We start from the raw sequence: 15,527 nt of genomic DNA on the forward strand, positions 1-15,527 counted from the left end.
CAAGGAAACGTATTAGTAACGGTAATGGTTTGGTTTATAAGGTCCTTGTGGTGAGACTCCAATATAAGCGGCTTGTTCTTCTGATAAAACACTTAATTTTATTCCTAACCGATCCAGATGTAGACGTGCAACCTTTTCATCAAGATGTTTAGGCAAAACAGTGACTTCATTTGTATAGTGTTCTGAACGGGTAAAAAGTTCAATTTGCGCTAAAACTTGATTAGTAAACGAGGCTGACATGACAAAAGAAGGATGCCCAGTCGCATTCCCGAGGTTTAACAAACGCCCTTCAGAGAGCAAAATGATGCGTTTTCCATCGGGAAAGGTGATCATATCAACTTGTGGTTTAATATTTGTCCATGGCAAATTTCTAAGGGCAGCGACTTGGATTTCGTTATCAAAATGACCAATATTTCCAAGAATACACATATCCTTTACTTGTCGCATATGATCTAAACGAACAACATCTTTATTGCCTGTTGTCGTGATGATAATATCAGCACTGGAAGCAGCATCATCCAAACTAACAACTTCATAGCCATCCATAGCGGCTTGAAGAGCGCAGATAGGATCAATTTCTGTTACTTTAACACGAGCCCCAGCACCAGAAAGAGATGCTGCTGAACCTTTTCCTACATCACCATAACCACAGACAATGGCAGTTTTACCAGCGATCATCACATCTGTTCCACGTCGAATACCATCGACCAATGATTCTTTACATCCATATTTATTATCAAACTTTGATTTAGTGACGCTATCATTAACATTAATAGCAGGAAAAGGTAGAAGTCCTTCTTTTTGTAACTGATAAAGACGGTTTACACCTGTTGTGGTTTCTTCGCTTACACCTTTAATTGCCGCGCGCTGTCGTGTAAAAAAACCTGGCGTTGCATCCATACGCTTTTGTATTTGTTTGAAAAAAATTTCTTCTTCTTCTGTTTTGGGATGCGATAAAATATCTTTATTTTGTTCTGCACGACTTCCCATTAAAATATAGTTTGTGGCGTCAGCTCCATCATCTAAAATAAGATTGGAAGGATTACCATCTGGCCATTGGAAGATTGCATCTATATAAGTCCAATATTCTTCCAATGTTTCACCTTTAATGGCAAATACAGGAATGCCAGTTGCGGCGATAGCTGCTGCTGCATGGTCTTGCGTAGAAAAAATATTGCTAGAGCTCCATCGTATATCGGCGCCAATCGCTTTTAATGTTTCAATTAAAACAGCTGTCTGAATTGTCATGTGCAATGAGCCAGAAATACGCGCTCCGCGCAAAGGTTGGCTGGAAGAAAACTCCTTACGACAAGCCATCAAACCAGGCATTTCTGTTTCAGCAATATCAAGTTCTTTACGACCATAAGCGGCAAGTGCAATATCTTTGACAACAAAATCTTGAGCTGCCATTCTTCATTCCTTTAAAATAAGTTTTTCCAAGACGGTAGGAGAAATTAAAAAAAAATGCAAGACAAGAAGAGGACTTCTTTATGTGAAAAAGCTCTTTTAAAATCTCCATAAATTTGTGCAACAAATATGCATTTATGGATCTGAGTAGTGATGTTGTTGATGGAGTAGGAGATCTTCATGATAAGTTTTATTATATAAACAAAATTCTATCCTTTTCACGTAACTTTAAAGCTTTTAAAAGTCTCCAGAGGGAATACCTTTTAAATAATAAAAATGGTGCATTGCTTTACAGTTTTTATATTGATTTTTATGGGATAATATCGAAAGTAGTATACTCGTATTCTACTCACTTATGCGGTTGTTGAAAAAGGAAGAATTACTTTAATCTCATTATTAAGCTTTTTAGCAAAATAATATAAATGCAAAGCCATAGATTATCATGTTTATGGATAGGCAGTTCAGAATCGGTTCTTTAGGATTCCAATGTTGCACCTGCTCTTGGATAAAGACAGTTTATAAGAAGTGCTTTTCTCCTGTTTTCAACGATTTTTATCAAAAGACTATAGATATACGATTAAACATTTTTTGTGATACTGAATAGAGTATTTAAAATGTAAAAACATCACTCTATTGAACACTCTGATTTTAAAACCGCTAACAACGCGCTATGAATTATAAATCAAATAATTAACTCAGTTTTGGAAGAATTTATTCTAGACGAGTAGGTTTTGGGAAAATTGACCATGTGGACGAAATCGCCAGAGATAACTTGGCAAGAATGCTGCCATTGCTCTGGGGGTAATACCCACACCTTCTAGAGTATATCCATTCTCTATAGCTTCTTTAGAAACAATGTTATCCATTTGCAAAAAACGTATCTGATTGGCTGTTACGAGTGTTGGTACAAAAGGCAATTTACCGATTGTTCCCAAAATTCCTCCAATCAATAGACCAGCAGAAAGGGGCATGGATAGGATTGTTTTTTTACGGTGAATAATTTTGAGTATATTTTCAAGAGTATTTTGGAAGGTGATAATCTGGGGACCACCAAGATCATAATTTTTTCCCCAAGCAACCTGTCCATCTAAAGCGCGCACGATAAACTCAGCAACGTCACCAACATACACGGGTTGCAATTTGCTTTGTCCACCTCCAAAAAGAGGCATAATTGGTAAAAAACGTGACAAATCTGCTAAGGTGTTAAAGAAACAATCCTCTGGTCCAAAGATAACGGATGGACGGATAATAATTGCTTGAAGATGCTTGTTGTGAATGATTTGTTCACCCATAAACTTAACACGTGCATAAAGACATGAAGCATTCTCGTTAGCCACAAGTGTTGACATATAGATGAGCGGAATACCAGTTTCTGCTGTTAATTCAGCAACATTGTAAACACCATCAATTTGTGTGTTTTTAAAATTCGATTGACTTGCTTGTTTTAAGCTACCGGGTAAAAACACTGCCGCATCAGCTCCAAGCAATGCGCGTGCAACAGAGGCACGATGCTTGATATCTGTTTTAAGCATTTGGGTTTGTCCTACTTCTCCTATTTGGAGCATATAATAAGCTTTTTGTGGACAACGAACAGCGATGCGAACGCGATATCCCCGCTTAGTCAAAGTTTCAACGACATGTCGTCCTACAAAACCGGATCCGCCAAAAACAGTAATGAGTTTAGGATGTTGATAAAGTGCACAATCAAGTTGCATGATTAAAAAGTCTATCTTTCAAAGCTTTAAAAATAGCTAATTATCTAGCACGGTGGTGTTTTATTGTCACGCAAAATATCACCCGCAAGATAAAGAGAACCACTAATAAGAACAATAGCCTCTTTATATTCCATTTTAATTTTATGCAAAGCATCTTGTAGGTGCGCTTTTGGGGCAGCAGGGATTCCTACTTTTTGGGCTGATTTAGCTAAGTCTGTTGGAGAGATACTGGCATTATTGTCAAGCAGCGGTATCGTATATACTTTATCGACAAGGTTAGCTAAAGGACGAAAATAACCGACAGCATCTTTGGTATTAAGCATGCCAGCAATCATAATAATGGGGCGATCTGTTTTTTTTCTCCATTGTGTAAGTTCTGCCGCAATAACTTTTCCTGCAGCAGGATTGTGACCACCATCTAACCATAAATCAATATCAGGAGATAGTTGATCAACCAAAAGTCCTTGGGTAAGATGCTGCATTCGTGCGGGCCAATAAATATTTTTCAAAGCGTCATTTATGGTTTGTTCTGAAAGTTGAAAACCCGCTTGATAAACTGCTTCAAGAGATGCACCAGCATTGGCAACTTGGTGGTCTCCAATAAGGTTAGGAAGGGGAAGATCCATGAGACCTTGATTGTTTTGAAAAACCATACGTCCATGTTCTTTATAACTTTGATAATCTTGATCAAAGAGAACATAAAATGCTTTATTTTTATTAGCAAGGGGTATTAAAGTAGCAAGAGTTTCTTCATAATTTTGCTTCCCAATGACTACAGGAACGTTTGGTTTGATAATCCCTCCTTTTTGAAAAGCGATTTGAGCAATTGTATTTCCAAGAAAGCTCTCATGATCATAATCAATGGGCATAATAAGCGATACAGCTGGTTTGTTAACGACATTGGTAGCATCAAAACGTCCTCCCAATCCAACTTCTAAAATGACAACATCAGCTGGATGTATACTAAACAACATAAAGGCAGCGGCTGTAAAAATTTCAAAAATAGTAATCGGCTCTTGACGATTTACTTTTATAATTTCACGGATTGTCTCAGCCAATTGGTTTTCTGTAACAAGTTGACCACCTCCTTTTTGACCTAACCGGCAGCGTTCATTCCAGTTGACGAGATGAGGTGAGCTATAAACATGAACGCGGTATCCTGTACTTTCCAAAAGAGCACGGCAAATTGCTGAAGCAGATCCTTTGCCATTTGTTCCAGCGATATGAATAACAGGGGCAAGTTTTAAATGTGGGTTACCAAGACGCTCTAAAAGGTGAACAATACGCTCTAAAGAAAGATCAAATTTTTTCGGATAATTTTTTAGTAAATCATCCACCACCCTTTGTATTTGACTTTGTTGCATAAACTTAAGCTGCTTTTGTCCTAGAAAGCGATGTTTGAGAGTCTGTTGGGGATGGATCGGAAGGGTTAAAAACAGCAGGGCGTTTCATCATCAAGCGTAAAATACGCGCAATTGTTGTTTTCATTTCTAAACGCGATACAACCATATCAATCATACCATGTTCAAGCAGATATTCACTACTTTGAAAACCTTCTGGTAGGGTTTCACGTATAGTTTGTTGAATCACACGTGGACCAGCAAAACCAATCATAGCGCCAGGCTCGGCAATGTGAATATCACCAAGCATGGCGTAAGAAGCAGTAACACCACCGGTGGTTGGATTAGTCAGCACAACAATATAGGGAAGCTTTGCTTCTTTCAACATTTCAATCGCTACAGTTGTACGGGGCATTTGCATCAACGAGAGTGTTCCTTCTTGCATGCGTGCACCACCAGAAGCAGCAAAAAGAACCAGCGGACGCCTTTCAGCAATGGCAGTATCAAAAGCTTTGATAATAGCTTCTCCTGAAGCCATACCAAGTGATCCACCCATAAAGGCGAAATCTTGAACAGTTGCAATAATTGGTAAGCCTTCAATCGTACCACGTGCACTTAAAATATTGTCATCAACCCCAAGTTTAGAACGATAATCTTTTAACCGGTCAATATAGCGTTTTTCGTCACGAAATTTTAAAGGATCTGTTACAACTTTTGGATTTTCAAGAGCTGTATAAACACCATCATCAAAAAAATGCATGAGACGATTTTTAGCACTGATACGCATATGATGACCAGAATTGGGAGCTACAAATTGATTAGCTTCCAGATCTTTATGGAAGACCATTTCACCACTGGTAGGATCTTTAATCCATAGATTTTCTGGAATTTCACGGCGCCCCAATATAGAGTTAATTTTAGGACGAACATAATTTGTAATCCAGTTCATCTTTATAACCTTCCTTTAAATATTGTGCATCTTTTGCATGATTTGAAAGAATATAGAACTTAAGCAGTCACATTTGCTTTACCGGTTGAACAAAGGAGTCTATTTAATACTTTTATCAGTGTACGTATAGCTTGTTTTTTAATTTTTAATTTTTCCCATATCATAACAATCATATGCATCATGAAGAGTATTCCCTATAATAAATTTCTCATAAGTTCTAAGAACTTACATGTTTGTATTTTTTACTTTGGTGTTAAAATTTACTCCTTGCGATGGTTAACAAACGCCTTATTTTTTAATAACAATGAATATCCAATTAATCATTCGTATCAACAGTTTTGAAGAAAAGAAACCTTATAGTATAAGGCGCTAACAAGGCTAAAATAATCCATTAAAGATAATGAATACAATAACGCTATATTAGCGAAACGCTAACATCAGAGCAAGATTTTTTTCAAAAGGTTTCTTTAAAGCGCACGCTTTTTACAATTAAAATAGAATACGCTCAAAATACCATTATATTACTCATTTACGTGCTTGTTTTACACAGATATCTTTCAATAATTTCCAAAACTCTCTTATGAAGAGTATACACTCTCCATGAATGGTATAAAAGACATTATGCTATCCGTTTTTACTGAAATAGAAGGTACAAAGCGGCACCATCATATTCTTTTTCAGTTTTCAATACGACGATAATGTTTGCATTAAGAGGATTCATATAAAGATATTTCACGCCTTTTTGAAAGTACTTTTATCCGCACACCACCTCCATTTATGAGATATTAACAAACGATTTCAATTGATCCAATATGAATAGGATTAAAATGAGAAACCCTCATAATATTTAGGTTTTTCACTCATGTTGTGAAACGATAAGTTATCATTATAAATCAATATATTGCTTTAATAAAAGATAAAGCATAAAATTTTATATTATGCTTTCTTTGGCTGGCAAGTTTTATTAACCTTAAAGTCAAGGAACACTATTTTTGTGTAATGCGTGCTATGGTCTTTTGGGAAAGCATTTTGTGTAAATGTGTCATAAAGGCGGCGGCAAAAAGCGGTGTTGCTAGATTAATAATAGGAATCGAAACAAAAATCGCTATCAATAATCCTGCGCCAAAAACTGTTGTGTAATGAGTATGTAAAAAAGCACGCGCATTTTGCTCTGTTCGAAAACGGTAAGCAGCAAACAAGAAATATTCATGACCAAGCAAATAACCATTAATAAGATAAAAAGCAATTAAATTAATACCTGGTATGAAGAATAAAATAAAAGCAATTCCATTACCAAGAAGGCTTAAAATAACAAATTTAAAGGAAATGATAAGAGAACGCTGAAACGGCAAAGCTTGTCCAATAGGCTCGTTTGGATAATCCTCCTTTTCAATGATTTCAGCAGCAGAGTCAATGAAAAAACCACCAATCATAGCTGTGATGGGTGCAATCAAAAAAGCCAACAAAAGAGCCAACCCAAGATTAAAGATGATAAGCATGCTAAAACCAATCCATCCCGCCCAACTAGGGAGTCCAGGAAGAAATTGAGCAATCCAGGGCCAAAAGTAAGACACAAAAAGTTGGTGCACACATAACCATAAAATGGTGAGAATGAAAAAAGTAACCCCCAATGCTTTCAGTATCATAATACGATATTGCGAGGTCAGAAGACGTTGTAAAGCACGATAAGCAGCAGTAAAAATCATAGATTAATAAACTAAGGAAAGAAGCAAAAAAAACAAGAAATATATTTAAAGTATGTACAGTGTAATTTTTTCTTTCTTTGAATTACAAGATTTTTTTCAAGAACATTATAAAAAACGGTTAAGGTTTCTTTGTTAAAAATAAAGTTTGAATAAATAGAAATTTTAATTTTTAAAAACAAAGAAGAATTTAAAAAGTAGCTGTTGTAGAAGAAATTTTTAGTATTTTTGTACATAGTGTAGATTATTGCGTTTATATGATATATGTAAAAAATTAAGGAATAAGAACTATTTGGGAGAAAAGTTGTTTACTTCTATTTATTCAGTAGAGTTATCTAACTTCGTTTATCTAAGTGCTTAATTGTTTTGCACAATTCCTAAAATTCTGTACTTTTCTACTATTTGGCGGCATGCTCTTGCCCCTCGCTTTCAAAAAAATATTGAGTTCAATGGAATATGGGTAACGTAGTCGCTCCGTAGATATTCTAATTTTGGGCAACAGAATGATTAATATGATAGAAGTGGAAAAAATAAGCTTAGGCGATTGACCGTCCGATCCCATAGAAGAGCAGTTTTTTGAGAAGAAGCAAAGAAAGGGAGAAACCACGGATGCTTAAAAATGATGAGATTTTGAATTTTAAAAGCTATAAGTGCAATGAAGTAAGCATTCATTGAAGCACTTTTCATACAAGTGGTGCACTGTATCAAATAATTTTTAGATAATAACACCACTAATTTATCGAAGAGAATTGATCATTTTCAACTTGAATAAAATCCCAAATATAGAAATATTCTTTAATTTCAAAGACTCTATTCAACATCAAAAAATTATTTACGTACACATTATAGGCGAGACCAATGTATGGATACAAAGCTTTCGATAAAGGAATAAAAATGCTTCTCATGAAACATCACAATGTGAAGATATCATGGATAAAATTCTAGTCTTTGTGGTCTTGGTATTCTGGAGAGAGGACACAGACATTTAATCTTAAAGACCGATCACTGAGGAAAATAATAAAGGCTTCAGTTTCATAAACTTATAGACAGTGGTACAATGAATTTTGTCTACATTCTTTATGAGCGTCAGCATGAAGTATGCTTAAAATTGCATTGAGATGTTATAATATTATTGATTTATACATTATTTTTCATAGCGAATAAGAGCTCAAAATAAAGTTGTCATATTTTCTCATTAGCTGCTCTCATCATGAAACAATCAAAATCATTTATTTGCATATCATAAATATGACCAATATGTGGATAAAAACATTGAAGAAAGAAAATGCTTTTTATAAATTTTATCCATTACAAGAGCTTTGTCAAAATTGATGGTAGCCAAAGTGAATGATAGCTTGTTTTTTTATAAGCTGGCGAGACAGTGGTGCAATAGATCCTGCTTTTATGAAGGCTAGGGTGAGATAGGATTTTTTAAAAAAACATTTCCCAACGCTCATCACACCCATTTCGCAACAGCGTTTGTGAATGGTATATGGGTAAAGCTCTCGTGAATAATATAAAACTTATAGGGCATCACTAACTTTACGCTTAATAAAAAGAGCACGCTGGCACCATCATCCTCAGTGTTGTCCGAGACAAGCCCTTGGTTCTTGAGACGGTCCATTATAAGCGCTTTTAGTTCTTTCTGAAACGTTTTGTATTCATACAGTTATCCTTGTTTACAACGTGCAAGAAAATGATTTTTATTGATTCAACATGAGAGAGATTAGGAATGAGAGAATCTTATGATATCTGGGATTCTAATTTAATATGAACAATGCGATATTATCATTATAAACCAGAAATATTATATACTAATTGAGATGGATAGACACATATTGTCAGTTCTATTTTATAAGGTGTTTTAATATCAACGCGTTTGAAGAGTTCTTATTTGCAAAGGGGTATATTTTCCTCATGAGGAGTAGGTGTTTTGGGGGCAAGAAATGATACAATCACGTTTGCTAATTTTTGCGCTACGTGTTGTTTACTCATATGGGGCCATTGTTCAACTTTTTTTCTACTTACGAGATAAACTTGATTTGTATCAGCACCCATGACACTTGTACCATCTAGTTGAAGAGAAATATCATTAGCAAGAATGAAATCAGCTCCTTTTTCAACACATTTTTTTTGCGCATTGGCAATGATATCACATGTTTCAGCAGCAAAACCAATGACCAATGAGGGGCGGTTTGGAGCGTGTCCAATCGTTGCTAAAATGTCAGGATTTTCAACCATATGAAGGGATGGTGGTATTTTATGAGCATTCTTTTTAATTTTGTGTAAAGACTGCGTTTGACTGCGCCAGTCACAAACAGCGGCAACAAAGATAGCACCATCAGCAGGCAATGCGGTTTGAACGGCTTGTAACATCTGTTGTGCTGTTTCAACATGAATGGTTTTTACTTCTTGTGGGTCTGCAAGATTAACAGGTCCACAAATAAGTGTTACTTTTGCACCCAAATGCGCAAGAGCGGTTGCGATGGCATGGCCTTGTTTACCTGAAGACCGATTAGCAATATAACGCACTGGATCAATTGGTTCATGGGTAGGGCCAGAGGTAACGATGAAATGGCGGTCAGAGAGAGGTTTTTCATGCACATTCAAAATAGTCTCTATGGTAGCGACAATAGTTAAAGGTTCGCTCATGCGTCCATATCCTATCTCGTCACGTTCAGCCATATTTCCGATTTCTGGTCCGATGATATGAACGCCATCTGCGCGCAGTTGTGCAACATTGCGAATAGTGGCAGGATGCGCCCACATGGACGGATTCATGGCGGGTGCAATTAAGAGTGGACAGCGTGCCGCTAAAAGAATGCAATCAGTCAGATCATCTCCTATGCCATTGGCTATTTTTGCAATGCGATTGGCTGTAGCAGGGGCTAAAATAATAAGGTCAGCATTACGTGCTAAACGGATATGTCCGATATCGTGTTCTTCTTCGCGTGAAAATAAATCAGTATATACAGTACCACCGCTTAAAGCTTCAGCGGCTAAAGGCGTAATAAACTTTTGCGCTGCTTTTGTCATTACAACTTTTAAATGTGCTCCACGTTCTTGTAAACGGCGAATCAAATCAAGTGCTTTATAGGATGCAATACTTCCACCAATAATAAGAAGGAGAGATTTTGATTTCAATGATTGCATTTCAACAGCGCTAGTATGAAGGGGTTGTGTGGTGAGAGGAGTGGGATTGCTTAAAAGGCGTCGGACTTCTTCTTCCATAGAAATACCATTTTGCGCGGCGCGTATGCGTAAAGCTTCTTTGGTTTCAGGAGACAGGTTACGAATGGTAATACTGGCCATAAAATACCTCCAAGAAATAAAATGATTGCAATGATTTCATTGTTGATATTTTTAGCATATTAAGGAGATTAGAAAAGATGAAAAAAGTAAAAAGTAAGACAAGCGCAACAAAGTGCAATGATAAAAAGACTATAACGACCATAACGGTTTCTATGACTTTGTTCCACAGCAAGTTGTTTGAGGGTAGCAGGAGAAAGATTAAAACCTGTTTTTCTCATTTGATTGAAATCTTCTTCTATCCGTTGGAAATTTTGAACCAATTGTGGTGTTTTGCGTGCCAGCGAAAGGAGAGCTTGTGCTCCTTCACTAAAGTCTTTTGCAACGCCTACGGGTCCTAAATTTTTACTAATCCATTCTTTGACAACGGGTTCAGAAGCTTTCCACATATTAAAAGTGGGGTCTAATGTGCGGGCAACGCCTTCCACAACAACCATCGTTTTTTGCAACAATAAAAGTTCAGGTCGCGTTTGCATGTCAAATAATTCAGTGACTTCAAACAATAAAGTGAGCAATTTAGCCATGGAAATGCTTTGTGCTGATTGTCCGTGAATTGGTTCGCCAATAGCGCGGTTGGCTTGCGCAAAGCTTTCGATATTATGGTGTGAAGGAACATAACCTGCCTCAAAATGGGCACGTGCAACCCGATGGTAATCGCGGGTAATAAAGCCATAAAGAATTTCAGCAAGGAAATGCTTTTCTTTTTTACCAAGCCTTCCTGTAATGCCTAGGTCAACAGCAACAATACATCCTTTTTCATCTACAAATAAATTACCAGGATGCATATCGGCGTGAAAAAAACCATCACGCAATGTATGGCGAAGAAAAGATTGAATAAGCGTAATAGCGAGCGCCTTCAAATCAAAACCTGCTTCTTTAAGTTTGGAAATTTCGGATATTCTTATACCATCAATCCATTCCATTGTAAGAACATTACGTCCTGTCCGTTCCCAGTCAATACGTGGAACCCGAAAGCCTGTATCATGTTGAATATTTTCAGCCATTTCAGATATAGCTGCTGCTTCTAAGCGTAAATCCATTTCAAGTCGTGTTGTTTGTGCTAAAGTATCCACCACACAAACAGGACGAAGCCTTCGAGAGGCAGGGATATAGCGCTCTTGTAAATGAGCAATGAGATAGAATCCTCTAAGATCTTTAGAAAAACGTGCTCTGATATTAGGACGAATAACTTTTACAGCACATTTTTTCTTATGGCCAGTTTCATCACTGTATTCAGCTGGATGAACTTGAGCAATAGAAGCGGCGGCAATGGGGGGATAAAAATTTACGAATAAATCATCAATAGAGCGACCAAGAGAACTTTCAATTTGAGCAATAGCGGCAGTGCAAGAAAATGTTTGGACACGATCTTGTAGCTGTGACAAATCTTCCGCAATATCACGCCCAACAATATCAGGTCTTGTGGCAAGAAATTGACCAAGTTTTATGTAAGAGGGTCCAAGCTTATTAATGGCATATGAAATATTTTCAGATCGCTGTTTCTTTTTTGTTTTGCGTCGTGCTAATGCACTCGCTATACGATGACATAGCGCTGGAAATCCTTGAAGATCATCATGAGGAAGAGCACTTAAAACACCTTCACGTGTTAAAACCCATCCTGCACGCATCAATTGAAAGTAAGGGGAAATTTGCACCATTTTTAAATTTTCCAACCTGAATGCAGCGCTGCAATCGCACCGGTGAGATTGCGGTACGATACCCGCGAAAACCCCGCATGCTTGATCATATGGGAAAAATCATCTTGCTTAGGAAATTTGCGGATAGATTCAACCAAATAACGATAAGCATCGCCATCATTTGCGATAAATTGACCTAGCTTAGGGATAGCATGGAAAGACCAAAGATCATAAATTTTATCGAGCCAAGGCATCTCGACATTTGAAAATTCTAAACATAAGAAACGTCCACCGAGCTTTAAAACACGAAAAGCTTCTCTAAGAGCTTGATCAATATGAGGAACATTGCGAATTCCAAAAGCAATCGTGTAAGCGTCAAAGCTTTGATCTTCAAAAGGTAGATTTTCTGCATTGGCTTCAACAAAATCAATCAGAGGGGCAAGACCATTTTTTTGTGCGCGTTTTTTGCCAACGCTGAGCATTGAGCCATTAATATCAAGCACTGTAGCATGGGCTTTTTGGCGTGAAGCATTAAGAATACGAAAAGCAATATCACCTGTACCGCCAGCGACATCAAGAACTTTCCAATGAGAAAGTGCTGGTGGGGAAAGCCAAGCAATCATGGAATTTTTCCACACACGGTGTAGCCCTAAGGATAAGATATCATTCATCTTGTCATAATTTTCAGCAACAGAATGAAACACACCATCCACCATGGATTGTTTTTGTGTTTCATCTACTATTGTAAAACCAAAAGAGTGCTCCATGCCACCCTTGGTTCCTACACGTTCTGTTTCAATTGCCATGTATATGATCTTCCTTATTTTTCTTTTATCGTAAATGAAATAGAGAGGGAATGTTCAACTACGAAAAAACAACGTATAAAACTACGATATTTACACAGCCAAAAACAGAAGAGTACCTTTAGATATCAAGATTGGCAACGCTTAAGGCATTGTCTTGAATAAAAATACGCCTAGGTTCAACTTCATCACCCATGAGACGAGAAAAAAGTGAATCTGCATCGGTTGCATCATTAATTTTTACTTGTAAAAGAGAACGTGCATTGGGATCAAGCGTTGTTTCCCAAAGTTGTTCAGCATTCATTTCCCCAAGACCTTTATAACGTTGAAGAGTAACACCTTTTTTACCGTTTGTAAAAATGCTCTCTAAAAGGCTCATAGGACCAAAAATACGCTCTGTTTTATCTTTGCGACGTAAAAGAACAGGAGGATGATATATGTCGATAAAATTTTGGGAAATGCGATCAATTTGGCGTGCGTCAGTTGAATTTATAAGTCCCACATCAAGCGTAACAACATCTTTAACACCACGCAAAATACGCTCAAAACATAAACTTCCATCTGCTGTATATTGTCCACTCCAACCTTGTTCCATATCATCAGCAATCAGATTAAGGCGGTGTGCTGTAGTATCTGCTATTTTTTGCGCTTTTTCTTGTGTTGCAAAGACTTCAAGATTAAAAGCGCCAGCAATTGCTGCTTGTTCAACAATATTACGGTCATAACGGGTATGAAGACCATTTAAAAGTTGACGTAATATACGAGCATCTTTAGCGAGTTGATACAAATCAGCCCCTGCACGAACTTCTCCCGTTGAAAGCTCAAGCGTTGTTTCTTCTAATCCAGTATCGATCAAGAATTCTTCAAACGCTGCTTCATTTTTAATATATTGGGAAGATTTTCCACGCGATACTTTATAAAGAGGAGGCTGAGCAATATAAAGATGTCCACGTTCAATCAACTCGGGCATTTGTCTAAAAAAGAAAGTGAGCAGCAGAGTACGAATATGGGCTCCATCAACGTCCGCATCCGTCATGATAATAATCTTATGATAACGTAATTTATCTGGTGAAAATTCATCCTTACCGATAGACGTTCCAAGAGCTGTAATAAGTGTTCCAATCATATCAGATGAGAGCATGCGGTCGAAACGTGCTCGTTCAACATTGAGGATTTTACCACGAAGGGGTAAAATTGCTTGATTTTGACGTGAGCGCCCACTTTTTGCTGAACCGCCAGCCGAATCCCCCTCGACAATAAAGATTTCTGATTTTGCGGGATCTCGTTCTTGGCAATCGGCAAGCTTTCCTGGTAGAGAAGTGATATCAAGCGCCCCTTTTCGTCTTGTGAGTTCACGTGCTTTGCGTGCTGCTTCACGTGCTGTTGCAGCTTCTACCACTTTACTAATGAGAAGTTTTGCTTCATGAGGATGTTCTTCCAGCCATATTGAAAGACCTTCATTGACCAAACTTTCAACAATAGGGCGCACTTCAGAAGAGACTAACTTATCCTTTGTTTGTGAAGAAAATTTTGGATCAGGAACTTTGACAGAAAGAATAGCTGTTAATCCTTCACGGCAGTCATCACCGGTTAAGTTCACTTTTTCTTTTTTAGCAATACCTGAAGATTCAGCATAGCCATTAATTTGGCGTGTAAGGGCACTTCTGAAACCTATCAAATGCGTTCCACCGTCACGCTGAGGGATATTATTGGTAAAACACAAGACCTTCTCATGATAGGAATCATTCCACCACAGGGCAACATCAACGCTCATACCATCCTTTTCACTTGCAATATAAATAGGAGTATCAAGCAGAGCTTTTTTTGATTGATCAATATATTTCACAAACTCTATTAATCCACCTTCATAATGCAATTCAACGGATTTAATATCAGCATGACGCTCGTCAACAAGAAGAATATAAACCCCAGAATTTAGAAAAGCTAATTCCCGTAAACGACGCTCTAAAGTTTCAAAATCAAACTCAACCATAGTAAAGGTTTCAGAGCTTGGTAAAAATCTAATTTCTGTTCCACTTTCTTGATCGCAATCGCCAACAACTTTTAATGGAGCATCAGCTACCCCGTGGGTAAATGATATTTCATGAATTTTACCATTGCGTTTGATTTGCAATTTAAGCCAAACGGATAATGCATTCACAACAGAGACGCCAACACCGTGTAATCCGCCTGAAACTTTATAAGAGTTTTGATCAAACTTTCCACCGGCATGAAGCTGTGTCATAATAACTTCAGCGGCAGAAATACCTTCTGTTGGATGGATATCTGTCGGAATTCCACGTCCATTATCACGAACAGAACAAGAACCATCAGCATGGAGTGTGACGTTTACAAGAGTTGCATGACCGGCTAAAGCTTCATCGATAGCATTGTCTACAACTTCATAGACCATATGGTGTAACCCCGATCCATCATCAGTGTCACCGATATACATACCAGGACGTTTGCGTACAGCATCAAGACCTTTGAGAACTTTGATAGAAGCGGCATCATAGTTATTGCTTTGTGCTGGTGAGGTTATTTCATCACTCATAAGTTAGTCCATTCCTGTGTTCAATTTACAATATTTTATCCGCTTTTTTTAAAGCTCAATGTTCTGATCAGTTATTTATGGAATAACCACATTAAATATTTACCGTATAT

Annotated in this window: 10 protein-coding genes; all 10 read right to left on the minus strand. The window is 37.4% G+C overall.

Annotated elements, in window-relative coordinates:
- Positions 1–12: 12 nt before the first annotated feature.
- The 10 genes from ahcY to gyrB all read right to left on the minus strand — a co-directional run bounded on the left by ahcY (position 13) and on the right by gyrB (position 15,417).
- Positions 13–1,410: an adenosylhomocysteinase gene (gene ahcY, locus ACFINH_RS03090; protein WP_375632128.1), complete on the minus strand. Its 1,398-nt coding sequence runs from the start codon at positions 1,408–1,410 to the stop codon at positions 13–15.
- Between the two features lie 713 nt (positions 1,411–2,123).
- Positions 2,124–3,122 (minus strand): complex I NDUFA9 subunit family protein, encoded by a 999-nt coding sequence (locus ACFINH_RS03095; protein ID WP_375620876.1) that lies wholly within the window; start codon positions 3,120–3,122, stop codon positions 2,124–2,126.
- Between the two features lie 44 nt (positions 3,123–3,166).
- Entirely contained in the window at positions 3,167–4,486 is a 1,320-nt protein-coding gene (locus ACFINH_RS03100) for a bifunctional folylpolyglutamate synthase/dihydrofolate synthase (RefSeq protein WP_375632129.1), read from the minus strand.
- A gap of 4 nt (positions 4,487–4,490) precedes the next feature.
- Positions 4,491–5,411: an acetyl-CoA carboxylase, carboxyltransferase subunit beta gene (accD, locus tag ACFINH_RS03105; RefSeq protein WP_375611366.1), complete on the minus strand. Its 921-nt coding sequence runs from the start codon at positions 5,409–5,411 to the stop codon at positions 4,491–4,493.
- Positions 5,412–5,470: 59 nt separating this feature from the next.
- Positions 5,471–5,593: a hypothetical protein gene (locus tag ACFINH_RS03110; RefSeq protein WP_375612792.1), complete on the minus strand. Its 123-nt coding sequence runs from the start codon at positions 5,591–5,593 to the stop codon at positions 5,471–5,473.
- A gap of 804 nt (positions 5,594–6,397) precedes the next feature.
- Positions 6,398–7,117 (minus strand): sulfate transporter family protein, encoded by a 720-nt coding sequence (locus ACFINH_RS03115; protein WP_375612793.1) that lies wholly within the window; start codon positions 7,115–7,117, stop codon positions 6,398–6,400.
- Positions 7,118–9,004: 1,887 nt separating this feature from the next.
- Positions 9,005–10,426 (minus strand): bifunctional phosphopantothenoylcysteine decarboxylase/phosphopantothenate--cysteine ligase CoaBC, encoded by a 1,422-nt coding sequence (coaBC, locus tag ACFINH_RS03120; protein ID WP_375612794.1) that lies wholly within the window; start codon positions 10,424–10,426, stop codon positions 9,005–9,007.
- A 68-nt stretch (positions 10,427–10,494) separates the two neighbouring features.
- The gene (gene ubiB, locus ACFINH_RS03125) at positions 10,495–12,081 is read right to left on the minus strand and encodes a 2-polyprenylphenol 6-hydroxylase (RefSeq protein WP_375612795.1); all 1,587 of its coding nucleotides are present in this window, start codon (positions 12,079–12,081) and stop codon (positions 10,495–10,497) included.
- A 2-nt stretch (positions 12,082–12,083) separates the two neighbouring features.
- Positions 12,084–12,866 carry a bifunctional demethylmenaquinone methyltransferase/2-methoxy-6-polyprenyl-1,4-benzoquinol methylase UbiE gene (gene ubiE / locus ACFINH_RS03130; RefSeq protein WP_375612796.1) on the minus strand — a complete coding sequence of 261 codons (783 nt, stop codon included), beginning with the start codon at positions 12,864–12,866 and terminating at the stop codon, positions 12,084–12,086.
- A gap of 118 nt (positions 12,867–12,984) precedes the next feature.
- Complete coding sequence (gyrB, locus tag ACFINH_RS03135; protein ID WP_375611371.1) at positions 12,985–15,417, minus strand: DNA topoisomerase (ATP-hydrolyzing) subunit B; 2,433 nt, start codon at positions 15,415–15,417, stop codon at positions 12,985–12,987.
- Positions 15,418–15,527 lie beyond the last annotated feature (110 nt).

The organism is Bartonella sp. AA74HLJMH (genome assembly GCF_042197045.1).
Taxonomy (GTDB): domain Bacteria; phylum Pseudomonadota; class Alphaproteobacteria; order Rhizobiales; family Rhizobiaceae; genus Bartonella.